This window comes from Celerinatantimonas diazotrophica, assembly GCF_004339545.1.
Classification (GTDB): Bacteria; Pseudomonadota; Gammaproteobacteria; order Enterobacterales; family Celerinatantimonadaceae; genus Celerinatantimonas; species Celerinatantimonas diazotrophica.
Map to the genome: position 1 here is coordinate 175525 of NZ_SMGD01000015.1, position 17536 is coordinate 193060.

A 17536-nucleotide genomic window follows, 5' to 3' on the forward strand; every position below is an offset into this window, starting at 1 on the left:
TAAATAGTTTTTTGTCCTGGATTTTTGAGGGTTTTAAAGATTAAGGGTGGCTATAATCTATATTTTCGGTTTAATATTTTTTTTGAGCTATTTTTCTATATCTACGGTTAAAAATAGTCAATTATTGCTGTAATGTTTGTTTACTTGGCTGTTTATAACAAACGAACTTTATCGTAATTGAGTCCTAACTATGTTAAAAAAGATCATTCAGTTATTCCCTTTGTGGGCTATATTGTTATCGGTATTAGCTTTTAACCAACCGCAATTATTTGCTCCGTTAAAAAGTCAGATTGTGCCATTGCTCACTATTATTATGCTATCAATGGGACTGACCCTGCGAGGCAAAGACTTCCTAAATGTTGCCCATAGCAAGCGCGCCATTATTACCGGCCTGATCCTGCAGTTTACTGTCATGCCTTTCAGTGCGGTACTGATTAGTCATCTGCTTAATTTTGATACTAATTTAACGGTCGGAATGGTCTTAGTCGGTAGTGTTGCTGGAGGGACTTCATCAAATGTGATGTGTTATTTGGCCAAAGGCGACGTAGCACTATCGATTACCATGACCGCAATTTCTACTTTAATTGGGGTTGTGATGACACCACTGTTAGTCAAACTTTTAGCTGGCCACAGTGTTGATGTGCCAACGTTGAGTATGATCGTTAGTTTGGTGAAAATTGTGCTAGTTCCAGTGATTTTAGGGATTTTAATCAATACCTATTGCAATCGTTTAGTGACTAAGATCGAGCCGGTGCTTCCGCTTGTTTCCATGGTAGTCATTATTACGATCATTGCTATTGTGGTTGCTTTAAATCATTCAAAACTAGCACTAATTGGTCCAATGGTTGCGGTCGCTGTGATTTTACATAACGGGATTGGCTTGGCAGCGGGTTATTGGGTCTGCCGACTTTTGCGCTTTAATGAAACAATTTGTCGTACGGTTGCATTTGAAGTGGGGCTGCAAAACTCGGGACTTGCCACGGCGCTGGCGATGAAATTCTTTACGGCCACGGCAGCTGTTCCTGGGACATTGTTTTCGGTTTGGCATAACATTTCTGGTTCATGCATGGCTGGGTTTTGGTCAAAACGTTCAGTTAAAGACGGTTCGAACGTTCAACCCGCGAAAGCAACCCAATAGTGCTTAATGGTTTTAGCCTCGATTTAATTCATAGCTCAATGGTTCTGATGCTGTATAGGCAACGGCAATAGTGGTGGAAGATGACAATAACCACTATTGCCGTTTAATGCTCGTTCGTATTGCTCTCATTTAGCGCGTCAAAATAGTGCTTTATGGGATGTTCCTCACCATTTTTGAGCAAAAAACAATAGGTCAAATAATAATCAGTGGTGTATCGCTACTAGTTCTGATACGGTTAAATCATGATGTATCGACCTGTATATACAATTTTATCTTAAACGTGCTTTTGGCATGTTTACTGCTTGACCTTCAGACAGACTTATATTTGTGTTTCCCTTTACAAGGAATTAGATGTTATGACTGACAGACAAAAACAAGTAAAATTATCAGGATACTTATTAGCGTTGCTGGGCGGACTTATGTATACAACGCAGGCTAGTGCTAATACACCCGTTGCAATTGGTATTTCTGGCTGGACGGGGTTTGGACCTCTGGTCCTTGCTGATAAGGCAGGTATTTTTAAGAAAAATGGTGTCGATGTGGATCTTAAGATGATCCCGCAAAAAGACCGTTTATTATCAATTGCCTCGGGGTCACTCCAATGTGCTGCCACAACTGTTGAGACATATATTCCCTGGGATTTACGGGTTCATCTTAAACAGATTGTGATGCTCGATAAGTCATATGGTGCTGATGGGCTTGCTGTGCGTAACGGCATCAAAAGCTTCAAAGATTTAAAAGGTAAAACCATTGGGGTCGATGCTAAAGGGACCACTTCTTATTTTACTCTGGCATGGATGTTAAAGAAAAATGGCATGTCAATGAAAGATGTGCAACTTAACACCATGTCTCCGAGTGCGGCTGCACAGGCGTTTGTGGCTGGACAAAATGATGCGGCAATGACTTATGAGCCATATCTGTCAGAGATTCGAGACCATCCTAAAGCGGGCCACATTTTAGCGACGACTTTACAATACCCAATTGTGATGGACTCTTTGGGATGTCAGAGTGATTGGCTTAAAAAGCATCCTAAGGCTGCTCAAGCGTTAGTTAACAGCTATTTTGATGCGCTTAAAATGATTCATAAGCAACCGAAAAAATCCTATGCAATTATGGGTTCCGTTGTGAAACAAACTGGCCCTGAATTTGCGCAGTCTGCTAAATACTTACGTTGGCAGACCAAAGCAGATAACCGTCAGTTCTTCCACGGTGTATTGCAGAATTTTAGTAAGCAAGCCGGCAAAATCATGCTCGAAGAAGGTATTGTGCCAAGACTTCCTAAAATAGAGGACACTTATGATGGGCAGTTCATTAAGTAACAACGCCAAATTATCGATGTCTAAGTCAGAATCCTCCAAGGTTGGAATTAGAGATTTACCTGTTAAAAAGCAGTGGTTTAGACCACTGCATCCTGTTCACCCCATGTGGCGGATTATCCTTGGGGTGAGTTTCTTTATTCTATTTTTTGCTTTGTGGTCATTAGTTACTCTAAGCGGCATGGTTTCTTCAACCTTTTTAGCTGATCCATTTACCATGTTTGAGCAAGGGGTGAAGCTTTTTACTCAGTACGATTTTGCTTATGATGTTTGGGTGACGATTGCTCGAGTACTTGGTGGTTTTATTTTGTCAGCCATTATCGGTGTTCCCCTAGGGATTATGATGGGGTCTTATAAAGTCGTAGAAGCACTGCTCGAACCATTTGTTTCTTTTTGTCGCTATCTTCCTGCATCGGCATTTATTCCTTTGTTGATCTTATGGGCTGGGGTGGGTGAGTTACAAAAAGTACTGATTATTTTCATCGGTTCTTTTTTCCAGATTACTTTGATGGTTGCGGTGAGCGTTAGTAGTTGTCGCAAAGATTTAATTGAAGCGGCATACACATTAGGTTCTTCTCGTTCGAGTGTCGTTAGACGTGTGATCATTCCTCATAGTGCGGTTGATATCGCAGAAGCATTACGTTTGGTACTTGGCTGGTCATGGACCTATGTGATCGTTGCTGAGTTAATCGGTGCGCAAAGAGGGATTGGCCATATGATTGTCAATAGTCAGTCATTGCTTAATACCGGTCAGATTATCTTTGGGATTATTACGATTGGGGTGATCGGTTTGGTGAGTGATGTGTTATTCAAACGCGTTAATCGTAAATTATTTGCCTGGAGTTATTCATGAGTTCACCACTTGTTGCGATTGAGCAACTCTCTAAGACATTTCAGAGCCCAGGACAAAGCGCTGTACAGGCGCTGACGCCTATCGATTTTTCGATTCAGGAGAATGATTTCGTCACCGTGCTTGGTCCATCGGGCTGTGGTAAATCTACTTTATTGCGTATTGTGGCTGGATTAGATAATCCAACGAGCGGACGAGTGTCGCTAAATAACAAGCCCATTTTAGGTCCAGGGGCCGACCGAGGAATGGTTTTTCAAAGTTATACACTGTTCCCATGGTTAACCGTGGCAGAAAATATCTGTTATGGATTAGTTGAAAAGGGCTTAAGTAAGACTCAACAGCAAGAAATTTGTCAGTATTATATTAATAAAGTTGGCTTAAAAGATTTTGCTGACCATTACCCCAAACAGCTTTCAGGCGGGATGCAACAGCGCACAGCAATTGCTAGAGCCTTGGCTAATTCACCCAAAATGTTGTTGATGGATGAACCATTCGGAGCCCTCGATAACCAGACCCGAGTCATGATGCAGGAGTTATTGTTGGGTATTTGGGAGCAGGAAAAAACGACAGTGATGTTTGTGACCCATGATATTGACGAAGCAATTTTTATGGCGAACCGAGTGGCAATCTTTAGTGCTCGCCCGGGACGGATTAAAACCGAAATTGCGGTTGATTTTCCACATCCTCGTGACTATACACTGAAAACCTCACCTGAATTTATGACCTTGAAATCTCAGATTACTGAGCAAATTCGTCAAGAAATGGTCGATGCATTTGCTGCTTAATCGTTCTTTTTAAAAGAATTCATTGTATATAAAGTAAAGCCCCGTAGTTGGGGCTTTACTTATTGGGGGCTACCTTCAGGCGGTGTTAATGTTATGATGATTAAAATTGCCACTTGATACTGTATGTATAACCAGTATACTTAATAACAGTTAAGCCAAATATTAGCTTTGATGAGGATCGAATGGATCAGAACAAACAGAAGGCTCTGGCTGCCGCGCTAGGTCAAATTGAAAAACAGTTTGGGAAAGGCTCTATCATGCGTTTGGGGGATGGTGCTGCCGCAATGTTGGATATTGAATCGGTCTCGACTGGTTCTCTGGGACTGGATATTGCGTTGGGTATTGGTGGCTTACCATACGGCCGTGTTGTTGAGATTTATGGTCCAGAATCATCAGGTAAAACCACTTTAACACTGTCGGTGATCGCCGAAGCTCAGAAACAGGGCAAAACTTGTGCGTTTATCGATGCAGAACATGCTCTTGATCCGATTTATGCTCGTAAGCTGGGCGTAAATGTTGATGACTTGCTAGTCTCTCAACCTGATACTGGAGAGCAAGCTCTGGAAATCTGTGACATGTTAGTGCGCTCTGGTGCGGTCAATGTTGTTGTGGTTGACTCCGTTGCCGCTTTAACACCGAAAGCTGAAATCGAAGGTGACATGGGTGATAGCCATGTGGGCTTGCAAGCTCGTTTGATGTCTCAGGCATTGCGTAAATTGACCGGTAATATCAAACAGTCAAATTGTTTGGCTATTTTCATTAACCAGATCCGTATGAAAATTGGAGTTATGTTTGGTAACCCAGAAACAACCACTGGTGGGAATGCCCTGAAATTTTACTCATCGGTTCGTTTAGATATTCGTCGTATTGGTGCAGTTAAAGATGGTGATGAAGTCGTTGGTAACGAAACGCGTGTGAAAGTGGTTAAAAATAAAGTTTCGCCCCCATTTCGTCAGGCTGAATTTCAGATTATGTATGGCGGTGGGATTAACCGCTTAGGTGAGCTGGTTGATTTAGGCGTGAAAGAAAAATTAGTGGAAAAAGCCGGGGCTTGGTTTAGTTACAATGGTGTGAAAATTGGCCAAGGTAAAGCAAATGCCTGTAAGTATTTAACTGAACATCCGCAAGCGGCGGAAGAGATAGAGTCAAAACTGCGGGATTTGTTACTAGGTAAATCTGGTTTAGAACCAGAACCGGCAAAAAAAGTGGAAAAAGAGCAAGCCACTGCGGTTCAGGAATCTCCAAGCAATAAGTAATTGAAGAATTGGATCGAATTAAAGGGCCTTTGTCGGCCCTTTTTCGATCTTAGATTTTAAGTCCAATGGAGGAGAAAGCATGAGACCAAGAGCACCTTTGTCTGCACAAGGGGCGATGGTTGAATTATTGTCTCGACGGGGCTATAGCCGTGCCCAGCTTTGTCGCAAACTCCAAGATAAAGGTTATGCTTCTACTGAGATAGCAGAAGCCTTAGATAAAGCACAATCCGAAGGATGGATTAATGATCTGGAATATGCCAGAAGTCTAACTCGCTCACGTGTGCAAAGCGGTTATGGACCTGCTTATATTCGCCAGTATCTAATTGGCAAAGGGATCAGCAATGAAATCGCCCAAGATCTCATGAACGATGACCAATGGGATTGGTGGCAGGCGATTGAGAGAGCCTTTGCCAAAAAATATCATGCAGTCCCAGACGACTTTAAGCAAAAGCACCGTTGTCAGGCTTATCTATATCGGCGTGGTTTTAATAGTTCTATAATCCGTGAATGGCTGGACTCGTTAACATAACGTACAAATGTTCGTTAATGATTATGCTTATCCATGCTTAATGGGTTTATTTTATTCGGCATGTAGGCTGTGCATATCTTTCTATGATATTGCGTGCATGCTATATTGTGCCTCATTTACTCATTCACCTTTGCCGGGGGATGAAGAGTAGTATTTGCTGAAATTATCACAAGCCCTAAGGCAAGTTAGGCAGATGCTAAAAACTCACTCTGACCAGCAGTATTGCAAGAATCAGGACTTTATCGATGAAAATGACTTCCGCTGAAATTCGGACGGCGTTTCTGGAGTACTACCAACAACGTGGTCACCAGATTGTACCGAGCAGCTCGTTGGTGCCACATAATGACCCAACGTTGCTATTTACCAATGCCGGGATGAACCAATTTAAAGATATCTTTTTGGGATTGGAAAAACGTAATTACTCCCGAGCGGTAACCGCGCAACGATGTGTTCGAGCGGGTGGTAAACATAATGATCTGGACAATGTCGGGTATACCGCACGTCACCATACTTTCTTCGAGATGATGGGTAACTTTAGCTTCGGAGATTATTTTAAGCGTGATGCGATCCATTTTGCCTGGGGCTTTTTAACTGAGGTTTTAGGATTACCGCAAGAGAAATTACTTGTTACGGTTTATGCCGAAGATGATGAAGCCTTTGGGATCTGGAATAAAGATATAGGATTACCTGAGGAAAAAATTGTTCGTATTGGCGACAATAAAGGGGAGCGGTTTGCGTCGGATAACTTCTGGCAGATGGGCGATACCGGTCCTTGTGGACCCTGTAGTGAAATTTTCTACGACCACGGTGAAGACGTTGCCGGAGGCCCGCCTGGGTCACCCGAGGAGGATGGCGACCGTTTTATTGAGATCTGGAATTTGGTCTTTATGCAGTTTAATCGCCAGAGCGATGGTCAGATGCAGCCGTTACCCAAACCCTCTGTTGATACTGGGATGGGACTGGAGAGAATGGCGGCTATTATGCAAGGCGTTCATTCCAACTATGAGATCGATATTTTCCAAGATCTGATCCATTCAGCTGCGCGTGTGATTGGCACAACTGATCTTCTTGCTAAATCATTATGTGTGATTGCAGACCATATTCGCTCATGTAGTTTTCTGATTGTTGACGGCGTTATGCCATCGAATGAAGGTCGTGGTTATGTGCTACGGCGTATTATTCGTCGAGCTGTTCGTCATGGTAATAAACTAGGTTGTCGGGAAATTTTCTTCTATAAACTGGTGAGTGATTTGGTGCGGATCATGGGCGATGCCTATCCAGAAATTAAATCACAACAGGAAATTATTGAAAAAGTACTCCGTTTAGAAGAAGAACAGTTTGCGAAAACACTGGATCGTGGCTTGCAGATTTTAGATGAAGAATTAAGCGAGTTAAAAGAAAAAGTTATTCCTGGTGATGTGGTCTTTAAACTGTATGACACTTATGGCTTCCCCGATGATTTAACCGCTGATGTTGCTCGTGAAAGAGGTTTTAGTGTTGATCACGAAGGCTTTGAAGCCGCGATGAAAAAACAGCGCCAACAAGCCAAACAAGCGAGCCAGTTTAGCGTTGATTACAGCAAAAGCTTACAGATTAACGAAACGAGTGAATTTATTGGTTACCATCAGCTGGAAAGCGATGCCAAAGTCGTCGCTCTATTTGCCGATGGTGAGCCGGTCACCAGTGCTCAAAGTGAATGCTTGGTGGTTCTGGATAAAACGCCTTTCTATGCAGAATCTGGTGGTCAAGCGGGTGACACAGGATCAATGAGTTTTGCACACGGCCAGTTGAGTGTGGGCGATACTACCAAAATTGGTGATGCTATTGTGCATCATGCTGTCGTTACTGAAGGTTCGCTTAACGTGGGGATGAGCGTTCATGTGAGCGTCGATTCGCGTAAGCGCCAAGCGACGGCACTAAACCATTCTGTGACCCATTTGCTCCATGCTGCATTACGTCAGGTCTTAGGCGATCATGTGGCCCAAAAAGGCTCTTTAGTTGAGGCGCAGCGGTTGCGGTTTGACTTCTCGCATTTAGAAGCGATTGATGCCCAGACGCTAGAGAAGATTGAACATCTAGTGAATGCCAATATTCGGGCAAACTTACCTGTTTCAACTACGATCATGGGTCTTGAAGACGCGAAGCAAGCAGGCGCCATGGCGCTGTTTGGCGAGAAGTACGGTGATGAAGTTCGAGTTGTGAAAATGGGAGAATTCTCTACCGAATTATGTGGTGGGACGCATGTTCACAATACCGGTGAAATAGGTTTATTTAAAATTATCCATGAAACCGGTATTGCTGCCGGAGTGCGCCGTATTGAAGCAACTAGCGGTCAGTTTGCACTAGATTATGTGCAAAAAATGCAGCAACAGCTCAGTGCCGCAGCCAGTGAGCTCAAGGGCGATCAGTTTAGCTTGGTATCGCGTATCGTACAGCATCAAGAGCATACCCGCGCTTTAGAAAAAGAATTGGCACAGTTAAAAGATAAACTGGCGGCTCAGGCTGGTGCAAATATTATTGATCAGGTCGAAGTTATCAATGGAGTCAAGGTGTTGATTGCTGATTTGGCGGGTGTCGAAGCCAAATCACTACGGACGACTTTAGATGATCTGAAAGTAAAACTTAATAGTGCTGTGATTGTGTTAGGGACGGCATCTGAGGATAAAGTGAATTTAATCGCAGGTGTTACCAAAGACCTGACTGGGAAAGTTAAAGCAGGCGATTTGGTAAATGTTGCTGCGGCTGTGGTTGGTGGTCGTGGTGGTGGGCGTCCTGATATGGCTCAGGCCGGCGGTTCGGAGCCAAAACAATTGCCTCAGGCGTTAGCCGCAGCTAAAGCCTGGTTAGCCGAAAACCTTTAAGTTGCTCATGGCTCACGAATAAGGATAAACAGTGGCTCTTTTAGTACAAAAGTATGGTGGTACATCTGTCGGCTCCATTGAGCGGATCGAGGCTGTTGCCCAGCGAGTTAAGCGCTATCGTAATAACGGTGATGATATCGTGGTGGTTGTTTCTGCGATGTCTGGTGAAACGGATCGTTTGCTAGCGCTGGCGGCTGAACTTGATGAAAATGCCTGCGCACGAGAAAAGGATGTATTGGTCTCTACTGGAGAACAAGTCACAATAGCATTGCTTTCGATTGCGCTGCAAAAAATTGGCTGCGATGCGGTCTCAATGACGGGCGATCAGTTGCGGATGCATACGGATGATGCCCATGGGAAGGCTCGTATTACCCAAGTTGATGACTCGAAAATTCTGGAGCAGTTACAAAAAGGTAATGTGGTTGTGGTGGCTGGTTTTCAGGGCCGCGCGCCTGATAATAGCATTACCACATTAGGCCGTGGCGGTAGTGATACCACTGCGGTTGCTATTGCTGCTGCTGTGAAAGCGGATGAGTGTCAGATTTATACCGATGTCGATGGTGTATACACCACTGACCCGCGTGTTGAACCAAGGGCGCGCCGATTAGCGAGCATTACCTTTGAGGAAATGCTTGAAATGGCTAGCTTGGGTGCAAAAGTCTTGCAAATTCGCTCGGTTGAATTTGCTGGTAAATATAATGTTCCGTTGCGAGTACTTTCGTCGTTTGAAGAAAATAGTACCGGAACATTAATTAGTTTTGAGAGGAAGCGAATGGAATCAGCAATTATTTCTGGTATTGCTTTTATGCGCGATACGGCCAGCCTGACAATTCTAGGTGTTCCTGATCGCCCAGCAATTGCTGCCACAATTCTTGAACCGATTGGCCAAGCAGATATTGATGTGGATATGATTGTTCAGAATAGCATGGGCGATGGTACTGCTGATTTTACCTTTACGCTGAATCGCAATGACTATGCAAAAGCGAAAGAATTGCTAGAGCAATCAGCAAAAAATCTTGGCGCTGGAGTCGTTTATGGGAACGATCGCATTGCTAAGTTGTCTATAGTTGGTGTCGGAATGATGAATCACCCCGGGGTGGCCAGAACTATGTTTGATACACTTGGCCAAGAAGGGATTAATATGGAGCTCATTTCTACATCTGAGATAAAAGTCTCAGTCATTATTGATGAGAAGTACTTAGAGCTGGGTGTTCGAGCTCTGCATCGAGCATTCGGGTTAGAAAATGTAGCCAAAGAAGAGAATAACTAGCTATTACGATATTGGATTGTCTATATAGAGTCTATCTCCTAAATAGCTTTATTATAGTATCATCTGTTTTAGGCGAATTTTTCAGGATTTAAGGAGCAACGAATGCTTATTTTAACTCGTCGAGTAGGGGAAACTCTCATGATTGGTGACGATGTCACCGTCACTGTTTTGGGTGTCAAAGGTAACCAGATTCGTGTTGGTGTAAATGCTCCAAAAGAAGTTTCTGTCCATCGTGAAGAGATTTATATGCGGATCCAGGCCGAAAAAAAGGCCAGTCAAGCCGCGAATAGCTAAACAGATCTATTTTAGCGTCCGGCTATAAACGAAACATAAATTTGGAAGCTTCGGCTTCCTTTTCATTTGAAGACCAGAGATTTTTTTCTGGTCTTTTTTATGAGCGATAAAAAATAATTTATGCTGGGGGTGTTGACGAGCGATTTTTATTAAGCAAGTTGAGCAAAATTATTACCTCGTCTTTGACCTTGTTTGACATTATTATGCTTGAGCTGTGATCAAACTGGTTGTTTGCTAACCGAATAGTCGGGATTTATTAAAAAAGGTTTGACTATATTTTTTAAGGCAGTAATATCTGCACCCGAATCGCGGTGAGGTGGCCGAGAGGCTGAAGGCGCTCCCCTGCTAAGGGAGTATAGGGTTTGTAGCCCTATCGAGGGTTCGAATCCCTCCCTCACCGCCATTAATAGTGGTATAATTGTTGTAACGCGTGTGTAGCTCAGCTGGATAGAGTACCTGGCTACGAACCAGGCGGTCGGAGGTTCGAATCCTTCCACACGCGCCATATCATTTGCCCAAGATGGTTATTACAATTCGATGCGTGTGTAGCTCAGCTGGATAGAGTACCTGGCTACGAACCAGGCGGTCGGAGGTTCGAATCCTTCCACACGCGCCATTTTCCTGATAACGGTCTTATATTTCGACGCGTGTGTAGCTCAGCTGGATAGAGTACCTGGCTACGAACCAGGCGGTCGGAGGTTCGAATCCTTCCACACGCGCCATTTCTTGATAACGGTCTTATATTTCGATGCGTGTGTAGCTCAGCTGGATAGAGTACCTGGCTACGAACCAGGCGGTCGGAGGTTCGAATCCTTCCACACGCGCCATCTCTTTTTAATATTTCCTTTAAAGCCTTCTTATCATCAATTACTTAATTGCCTGTTAAAACGATCATCAATGCTAAAAAAGATGATATTGCCAGTGCTAATCCCCCAATCCAAAATAAGCCATACCGAATGGTCCGACTCGGCAAATGAAAATAGAGGCTGATCGCACCCCAAAGCAATGTTAGTATCAGTGGTATTAAAAATAATCGTGTCATCTTCTAACTGATTTGCCAAACGTCTATTGTTAAATTTTAGTGAATATCAGCTATTTTCCCAGTAAGTTTTTGTTGTGAGTTTCATGTTTCATGAGATAACTCAGTTCAGCGTTTCTATAGTTAGAGATAAAATATCAACGGTTATTGATGATTCAAACAAACTCAGTTGAGGTTTTATGTACGATAAATATGCTGCGCTTATTTTTGATATGGATGGCACTGTGATTGATTCCCTACCAGCTCATCAGCGGGCTTGGGAGCAAATCCTAGCAAAATATCAAATACCTTATACGGCTAAGGTCATGAACCATCTCAATGGCTGGCCTGCGCTGCAGACCGTTAATTTTTTGTGTAGCCGTGCTCAGATCGAGAATTTGGATAATGTCCAAATTAGTGCTGAGAAAGAGGCTCTTTATCAGCAGTTGGCTCCACAGATGGTTAAAATTACACCTGTAATTGATATTGTTAAAAAATATACTGGTAAAAAACCAATTGCTCTGGGTACTGGTGCGAGCACAAGTGAAGCCACCAATTTGCTCTCTCACTTGGGGATTACTGAATTGTTTGATCATATCGTGGGTTCTGATCAGGTTGAAAAACATAAACCTGCCCCAGATACCTTCTTGCGCTGTGCCAAGTTATTAAATGTTCCATCCGATCAATGTATTGTTTTTGAAGATGCTCAAGCTGGTTTTGATGCTGCTCAGGCCGCTGGAATGGCTCATTTTGATGTTCGCGCTATCTGTAAACCGAGTTATTTTGTTCAATAGCTGTTTGCTTGTGGTGGCTTAGCGATGACTTCGATAGGTCGCACATATTGGATCTTTTTAGTTAATCCAGATATGCTTGCGCGATACATATTTAGCTTGAGAGTTATAGTTTGAATCAAGATTTTTCAGGGCTTTTGAATAGCCTCAAACAGTTGGCTCAAACCGGTTTAGGTGAGCAGATTGGCCGCGGTATTGAACGTGAGACATTGAGAATAAAAGCTAACGGACAACTTGCTCAGACGCCGCATCAACGTCAGCGTCTGGGAAGTAATTTAACCAATCCGCTGATCACGACTGATTATGCTGAAAATCTATTAGAATTTGTGACTCCGGTTGAACATAATCATGCGCAACTGATGGATGCGTTAAAAGACATTCATAGTTATACCATTGATGCGATCGGTGATGAATTGCTCTGGCCGATGAGCATGCCATGTTTTGTCGGTAATGACGATGACATTCCATTAGCGACATATGGCCAGTCCAATGTAGGTATGATGAAACATATCTATCGACGGGGCTTAAAAGCTCGCTATGGTAGCACCATGCAGATCATCGCCGGTATTCATTATAACTTTTCTCTGCCAGAGAGTTTTTGGCCCCAATGGCAGAAAATCCTAGGTAATGAGCAACCCTTGCAAGAGTTTATCTCTGATCAGTATATGCATATCATCCGTAACTTTTATCGCTATGGATGGGTAATATCTTATTGGTTTGGGGCATCTCCTGCTCTATGTAAAAGTTTTATCCAAGACCGACAGAGTCGCTTGGAATTTAAGTCGCTCGGTCAAGGTTCGCTCTATCTTCCTTATGCCACCTCGTTGCGGATGAGTGATTTAGGCTATACCAGCAGTGCACATTCTAATTTGCAGATTAGTTACAACTCTCTTAAAGAGTATGTCTGTAGCGTTCGTAAAGCGACCCAGACACCTTCTAAGGAATTTGCCAAGCTTGGTGTTAAGGTGGATGGCGAGTACCGTCAGCTCAATAGTAATGCTTTGCAAATTGAAAATGAGCTTTATGCTCCGATTCGCGCCAAGCGCGTGACTCAGTCTGGACAAACTCCCTCGCAAGCATTGTATGAAAAGGGCATTGAGTATATTGAAGTGCGATCTTTGGATCTCAACCCGTTTGTCCCTCAAGGGGTTGACTCATTTCAACTGCAATTTATTGATTCGTTGCTGCTTTGGTGTCTAATCATGCCGTCAGAGTCCTTTGCGCCCGGTGAATTACAGCAGTGTCGTGATAATCTCAATCAAGTTGCTGTAGAAGGCCGCGATCCGGAGCTGAAATTAGCAATTAATGGACAAGAGCGTTTTGTTCATGATTGGTTAAGCGAAATCAATCAGGGAATGAGTCAATTGGCTAGTGCTTTAGGCGAACCTTATGCGGCTGCCTTTGAACGGGTGACTCAGCGTCCACCGCTTTCTGAGCAACTATTAGCTCAGTTGTTAAGCGAAGATGAAGATAACAATAAGCTGGCACTGGAGTTGGCTAAGAATCACAAACTAGCCTTACAGGAGCATTCACTCAGTGTTTGGAGTAAAGCCCAGCTCGATGAGGTTGTAGCGCAGAGTTTGGAGAAACAGAAAATGATTGAGCAGCAAGATACATTAAGTTTTGATGAGTACATTCAGGACTACTTTGCTCGAGCCAGAGAACCTATTTCTTCATAGTTATGTCTTTTTATCGTATTCTTGCTATCGTCTCTTTTATTAGTGTACTGGCTGGATGTGCTAGTCCACCGCCTACTCATCCTAATAATTTATGTGATATATTTCGTGAAAATCACAGCTGGTATGAAGCGGCTAAAGCGATGCATAAACGCTGGGGAACCCCGGTGCAGGTGCCGATGGCGTTTATATTTCAGGAATCTCGATTTCATTATGATGCGGAACAACCCATGAAATATTTTTTGGGATTTATTCCGATTGGTCGTAAAAGCTCAGCGTATGGTTATGCTCAAGCTCAGGATAGCACTTGGGCTGATTATAAACGAGCGACACATCGCTACGGTGCTGAGCGAGATGATTTTGCCGATGCGATCGATTTTATAGGTTGGTATACTAATAAAACATACATTATAAATGGTGTTTCGAAATGGGATGCTAAGGATCAGTATCTCAATTATCATGAGGGATGGGGAGGCTATCGGCGTGGGACCTATAAGCATAAGAGTTGGTTGCTGCGCGTTGCTAAACGGGTTGATGAGCGAGCTCGTCGTTACGGTGCTCAATATCGGCGTTGTAAGAAAGAGTTAGATCATGGCTGGTTGTATCGCTTCCTGTTTAGTTAAAGTATGGTGCCTTGGTTAGGAAAGCGTATAATGAGTTTTACTCAGAGTCGTTTTAAGGCTTCGCGATAAGTATGTGGCACCGGCTTAGAACTTGTCCGTAGAACCGCCGAAAGGCCTAAATAGAGAGAGATTTTTTATGCCATTATTAGATAGTTTTACTGTAGACCATACTCGTATGCACGCTCCTGCTGTACGAGTTGCTAAATCCATGACTACGCCGGCTAAAGATACCATCACTGTCTATGATCTGCGCTATTGTGTTCCAAATGAGGAAATTTTGCCAGAAAAAGGCATTCATACCTTGGAACACCTTTTTGCTGGTTTTATGCGTAATCATTTAAATAGCTCAAATGTTGAAATCATTGATATTTCTCCTATGGGATGTCGTACCGGTTTCTATATGAGTCTGATTGGCAATCCAACAGAACAGCAGGTTGCTGATGCGTGGCTGGCATCAATGAAAGATGTACTGACGGTTCAGTCTCAAAGTGAGATCCCAGAGCTGAATAAATTTCAATGTGGGACGTATGAAATGCATTCGCTAGATGAAGCAAAACAAATTGCTCAAAATATTATTGCTCGCGGGATTGCAGTTAACCACAATGAAGATATTGCTCTAAGCAAAGAACAGCTTGCAGCTTTATAACGCATCTTTCAGTATTTCAAGAATAAAAAACCGGCTTTTGGCCGGTTTTTTATTGGCTACAAAAGGTTACTGACTTAGCTCTATATTCTGGTAAAACTGCGGCATAATGCGTGCTTGACGAATTGCGTTATTATCAATTTCTAGCACTTCGATTGGATATCCAGCGATACGCATACCGACTGGAGATTTTGGAATATCTTCAAGATATTCAACAATCAATCCATTAAGGGTTCGTGGTCCATCGGTTGGTAATGCCCAACCTAACTCTTTGTTTAGGTCACGAATATTAGTCGTTCCTTCGATGATATAACTACCGTCTGGTTGTGGGTGAATTTCTTCACTTGGTGTGGGTGAGATAGTCGTTGTGAAATCGCCGACAATTTCTTCCAGAATATCTTCTAATGTGACTAGTCCTTGGATATCACCGTATTCATCAACAATTAAACCAATGCGTTCTTTACGACGCTGAAATTTCCCCAGTTGGATATTGAGTGGGGTATTTTCCGGAATGAAGTAAATTTCTTTAACCGCACGCAGCAGCGTGGTTTTATCAAACTGTTCTTTAACCAACAACCGTAGTGCATCACGAGCATGCACAAAGCCGACAGCATCATCAATGCTATCTCGAAACAATAGCAAACGCGTGTGCGAAGTGTGAGCCAACTGTTTTAAAATTGATTCCCATTCATCATTGATGTCGATTCCGGCAATGTCATTACGCGGTACCATAATGTCATCAACACTGACGTGTTCAAGATCGAGGATACTGAGCAGCATGTCCTGATGACGACGAGGAATGAGCGTCCCTGCTTCATTGACTACAGTGCGAAGCTCTTCTGGGTTTAAAGCTGATGTTGCCGCTTTTTTGGGATTCATTCCAAAAAGCAGTAATAACACATTGGAGATGCTATTAATTAACCAGATAACCGGAAATAACACTTTCATCAATGGACTTAATACCCAGGACGATGTAAATGCAAAACGTTCTGGGTAGAGTGCTGCCATTGTTTTAGGGGTGACCTCGGCGAATATCAGAATAATCAGTGTCAACCCAATGGTCGTAATGGCTAGTCCATAATTAGGGAACCAACGCAAGCCGACAACGGTTGCAATAGCAGATGCCAGAATATTAACGAGGTTGTTACCGATAAGGATCAGACTAATTAGTCGGTCGGTTCGTTTTAATAATGCATCTGTGCGCTTTGCGCTGCGATGATTATTTTTCACCAAGTGCTTCAACCGATAGCGGTTGAGTGACATCATGCCTGTTTCTGAGCTTGAAAAGAAAGCTGAAATAGCAATCATCAAAACGAGTATGCCTACCAAGACACTCGTCGAGATATCGTCCAAGAAATTTACTCCTGTTAAGTACCAAAGCCCATTAAAAGTGTTGACTTAAATGCTGTCAAGTAACAAATACTTTCTCTGTAAATGATAACAATAATATTGAAAAATTAGATCACTATTGCGATAGCGATAAAATGCATAATAGGCTGATATATACCAGCCTAAGTGATTAGTAGAAATTGGGTAGGAGTCGGCTTCCAAAGTAAGAGAGAATAAGCAAGATAGCTCCAAGTAGGGTCAATATGCCAACGGTCCGTCCGCGCCAGCCCCAGTAACGATGTCCGATGAGTAACAGCAGATACACGAACCAAGCAACAACTGCCAGAATAGCTTTATGCACATGATTATTATCAAAAATATGGTTGAGAAAAATAAATCCAGTGATCAGTGAAATAGTGAGTAGAACCATACCGATTTGAATCAGTGCAACCAGTTGATTCTCAATTTTAATCAATGGTGGCATGGATAACTTCAAGGCATTAGGGCGGTGGCGTTTTAAGGAGTAATCCAAATAACCTAGTTGCAATGCAAACAGCGCTGCAATCATCATCACGGTAAAGGCTACTAATGCAAAGCCAATATGAACCATTACTTGTGGGTAGATCCCCAAGTGTAAGATGTAAGGTGTACGAATAAAGTGTGCTAACAGCAGTGTAATGACGCTTGCCACATAGACAACGGGCAACATAATCCACAGCTTAAAGTGGGAACATCCCAGTGTCACCGATAAGCTGAGCAACAGACATAATAAAACGGCTACATTGACAATGCTTAAATCTTGGCCATTAGTCAGCAACATATGCTGGCTTACCCAGATCCCATGAAAAATTAAGGCGCAGCTACCACAAATAAGAACGCAACGTCGTTTCTGGGTTTCTTGAGATAGTAACGATTTGCCACAAGCATAAGATGCAATGAGATAGCAGATAATTGCTGGTAGCAAGACTAAATTCATATCAATTCAAATAGTAGTTTAAGGAACTGTCTTGATAGTATACCGTTGACTCTTTTTAAGAGCTACCCGATAAATGTGTTGTTCATACATTGATTTGCAAGATCGAGCCAAGGGCCCCCTGTTGGTCAGTTAAAAATTAGGTACAATAGGGCCCATATATCTAACGGGTGGCTTGAGTTTC

The 17536-nt window shown here is 42.9% G+C and carries 15 protein-coding genes and 5 tRNA genes; 18 read left to right on the forward strand and 2 right to left on the reverse strand.

The annotated features are described in order from the left end of the window. Window positions 1-190 precede the first annotated feature (190 nt). The 18 genes from EV690_RS14205 to luxS all read left to right on the forward strand — a co-directional run bounded on the left by EV690_RS14205 (window position 191) and on the right by luxS (window position 15053). Window positions 191-1138: a bile acid:sodium symporter family protein gene (locus EV690_RS14205; protein ID WP_131913670.1), complete on the forward strand. Its 948-nt coding sequence runs from the start codon at window positions 191-193 to the stop codon at window positions 1136-1138. A gap of 356 nt (window positions 1139-1494) precedes the next feature. Beyond that, window positions 1495-2457, forward strand: coding sequence for an ABC transporter substrate-binding protein (locus EV690_RS14210; protein WP_131913671.1), 963 nt, complete (start codon window positions 1495-1497; stop codon window positions 2455-2457). 103 nt (window positions 2458-2560) lie between these two features. After that, entirely contained in the window at window positions 2561-3307 is a 747-nt protein-coding gene (locus EV690_RS14215) for an ABC transporter permease (RefSeq protein ID WP_396022823.1), read from the forward strand. Then, the gene (locus tag EV690_RS14220) at window positions 3304-4089 is read left to right on the forward strand and encodes an ABC transporter ATP-binding protein (protein WP_131913672.1); all 786 of its coding nucleotides are present in this window, start codon (window positions 3304-3306) and stop codon (window positions 4087-4089) included. The genes EV690_RS14215 and EV690_RS14220 overlap by 4 nt, the downstream gene beginning before the upstream one ends. A 182-nt stretch (window positions 4090-4271) precedes the next feature. Further along, window positions 4272-5345, forward strand: coding sequence for a recombinase RecA (gene recA / locus EV690_RS14225; RefSeq protein ID WP_131913673.1), 1074 nt, complete (start codon window positions 4272-4274; stop codon window positions 5343-5345). Between the two features lie 79 nt (window positions 5346-5424). After that, window positions 5425-5874, forward strand: coding sequence for a regulatory protein RecX (locus EV690_RS14230; protein WP_131913674.1), 450 nt, complete (start codon window positions 5425-5427; stop codon window positions 5872-5874). Between the two features lie 245 nt (window positions 5875-6119). Next, on the forward strand, window positions 6120-8735 hold the full coding sequence (alaS, locus tag EV690_RS14235) for an alanine--tRNA ligase (protein WP_131913675.1): 2616 nt from the start codon (window positions 6120-6122) through the stop codon (window positions 8733-8735). 31 nt (window positions 8736-8766) lie between these two features. Further along, window positions 8767-10005, forward strand: a complete 1239-nt coding sequence (locus EV690_RS14240) for an aspartate kinase (RefSeq protein WP_131913676.1) — start codon at window positions 8767-8769, stop codon at window positions 10003-10005. Between the two features lie 102 nt (window positions 10006-10107). Beyond that, window positions 10108-10299: a carbon storage regulator CsrA gene (gene csrA / locus EV690_RS14245; RefSeq protein WP_131913677.1), complete on the forward strand. Its 192-nt coding sequence runs from the start codon at window positions 10108-10110 to the stop codon at window positions 10297-10299. Window positions 10300-10609: 310 nt separating this feature from the next. Beyond that, a tRNA-Ser gene (locus EV690_RS14250) sits at window positions 10610-10702 on the forward strand. A gap of 25 nt (window positions 10703-10727) precedes the next feature. Further along, a tRNA-Arg gene (locus EV690_RS14255) sits at window positions 10728-10804 on the forward strand. A gap of 34 nt (window positions 10805-10838) precedes the next feature. After that, window positions 10839-10915 (forward strand) — tRNA-Arg (locus tag EV690_RS14260). 29 nt (window positions 10916-10944) lie between these two features. Beyond that, window positions 10945-11021, forward strand: a tRNA-Arg gene (locus EV690_RS14265). A 28-nt stretch (window positions 11022-11049) separates the two neighbouring features. Further along, window positions 11050-11126, forward strand: a tRNA-Arg gene (locus tag EV690_RS14270). 391 nt (window positions 11127-11517) lie between these two features. Next, the gene (locus tag EV690_RS14275; RefSeq protein ID WP_131913678.1) at window positions 11518-12111 is read left to right on the forward strand and encodes a beta-phosphoglucomutase family hydrolase; all 594 of its coding nucleotides are present in this window, start codon (window positions 11518-11520) and stop codon (window positions 12109-12111) included. 110 nt (window positions 12112-12221) lie between these two features. Beyond that, window positions 12222-13787 carry a glutamate--cysteine ligase gene (gene gshA, locus EV690_RS14280; RefSeq protein ID WP_224055001.1) on the forward strand — a complete coding sequence of 522 codons (1566 nt, stop codon included), beginning with the start codon at window positions 12222-12224 and terminating at the stop codon, window positions 13785-13787. 2 nt (window positions 13788-13789) lie between these two features. Next, window positions 13790-14407 carry a transglycosylase SLT domain-containing protein gene (locus tag EV690_RS14285; RefSeq protein ID WP_131913679.1) on the forward strand — a complete coding sequence of 206 codons (618 nt, stop codon included), beginning with the start codon at window positions 13790-13792 and terminating at the stop codon, window positions 14405-14407. 136 nt (window positions 14408-14543) lie between these two features. Next, a complete protein-coding gene (gene luxS, locus EV690_RS14290; RefSeq protein ID WP_131913680.1) occupies window positions 14544-15053 on the forward strand; it encodes an S-ribosylhomocysteine lyase in 510 nt (169 codons plus the stop codon). Between the two features lie 66 nt (window positions 15054-15119). Here the strand turns inward: luxS and EV690_RS14295 are convergent, their stop codons facing one another. After that, window positions 15120-16403 (reverse strand): HlyC/CorC family transporter, encoded by a 1284-nt coding sequence (locus tag EV690_RS14295; protein ID WP_131913681.1) that lies wholly within the window; start codon window positions 16401-16403, stop codon window positions 15120-15122. Window positions 16404-16569: 166 nt separating this feature from the next. After that, window positions 16570-17355, reverse strand: coding sequence for a cytochrome C assembly family protein (locus EV690_RS14300; protein WP_131913682.1), 786 nt, complete (start codon window positions 17353-17355; stop codon window positions 16570-16572). Between the last annotated feature and the right edge of the window lie 181 nt (window positions 17356-17536).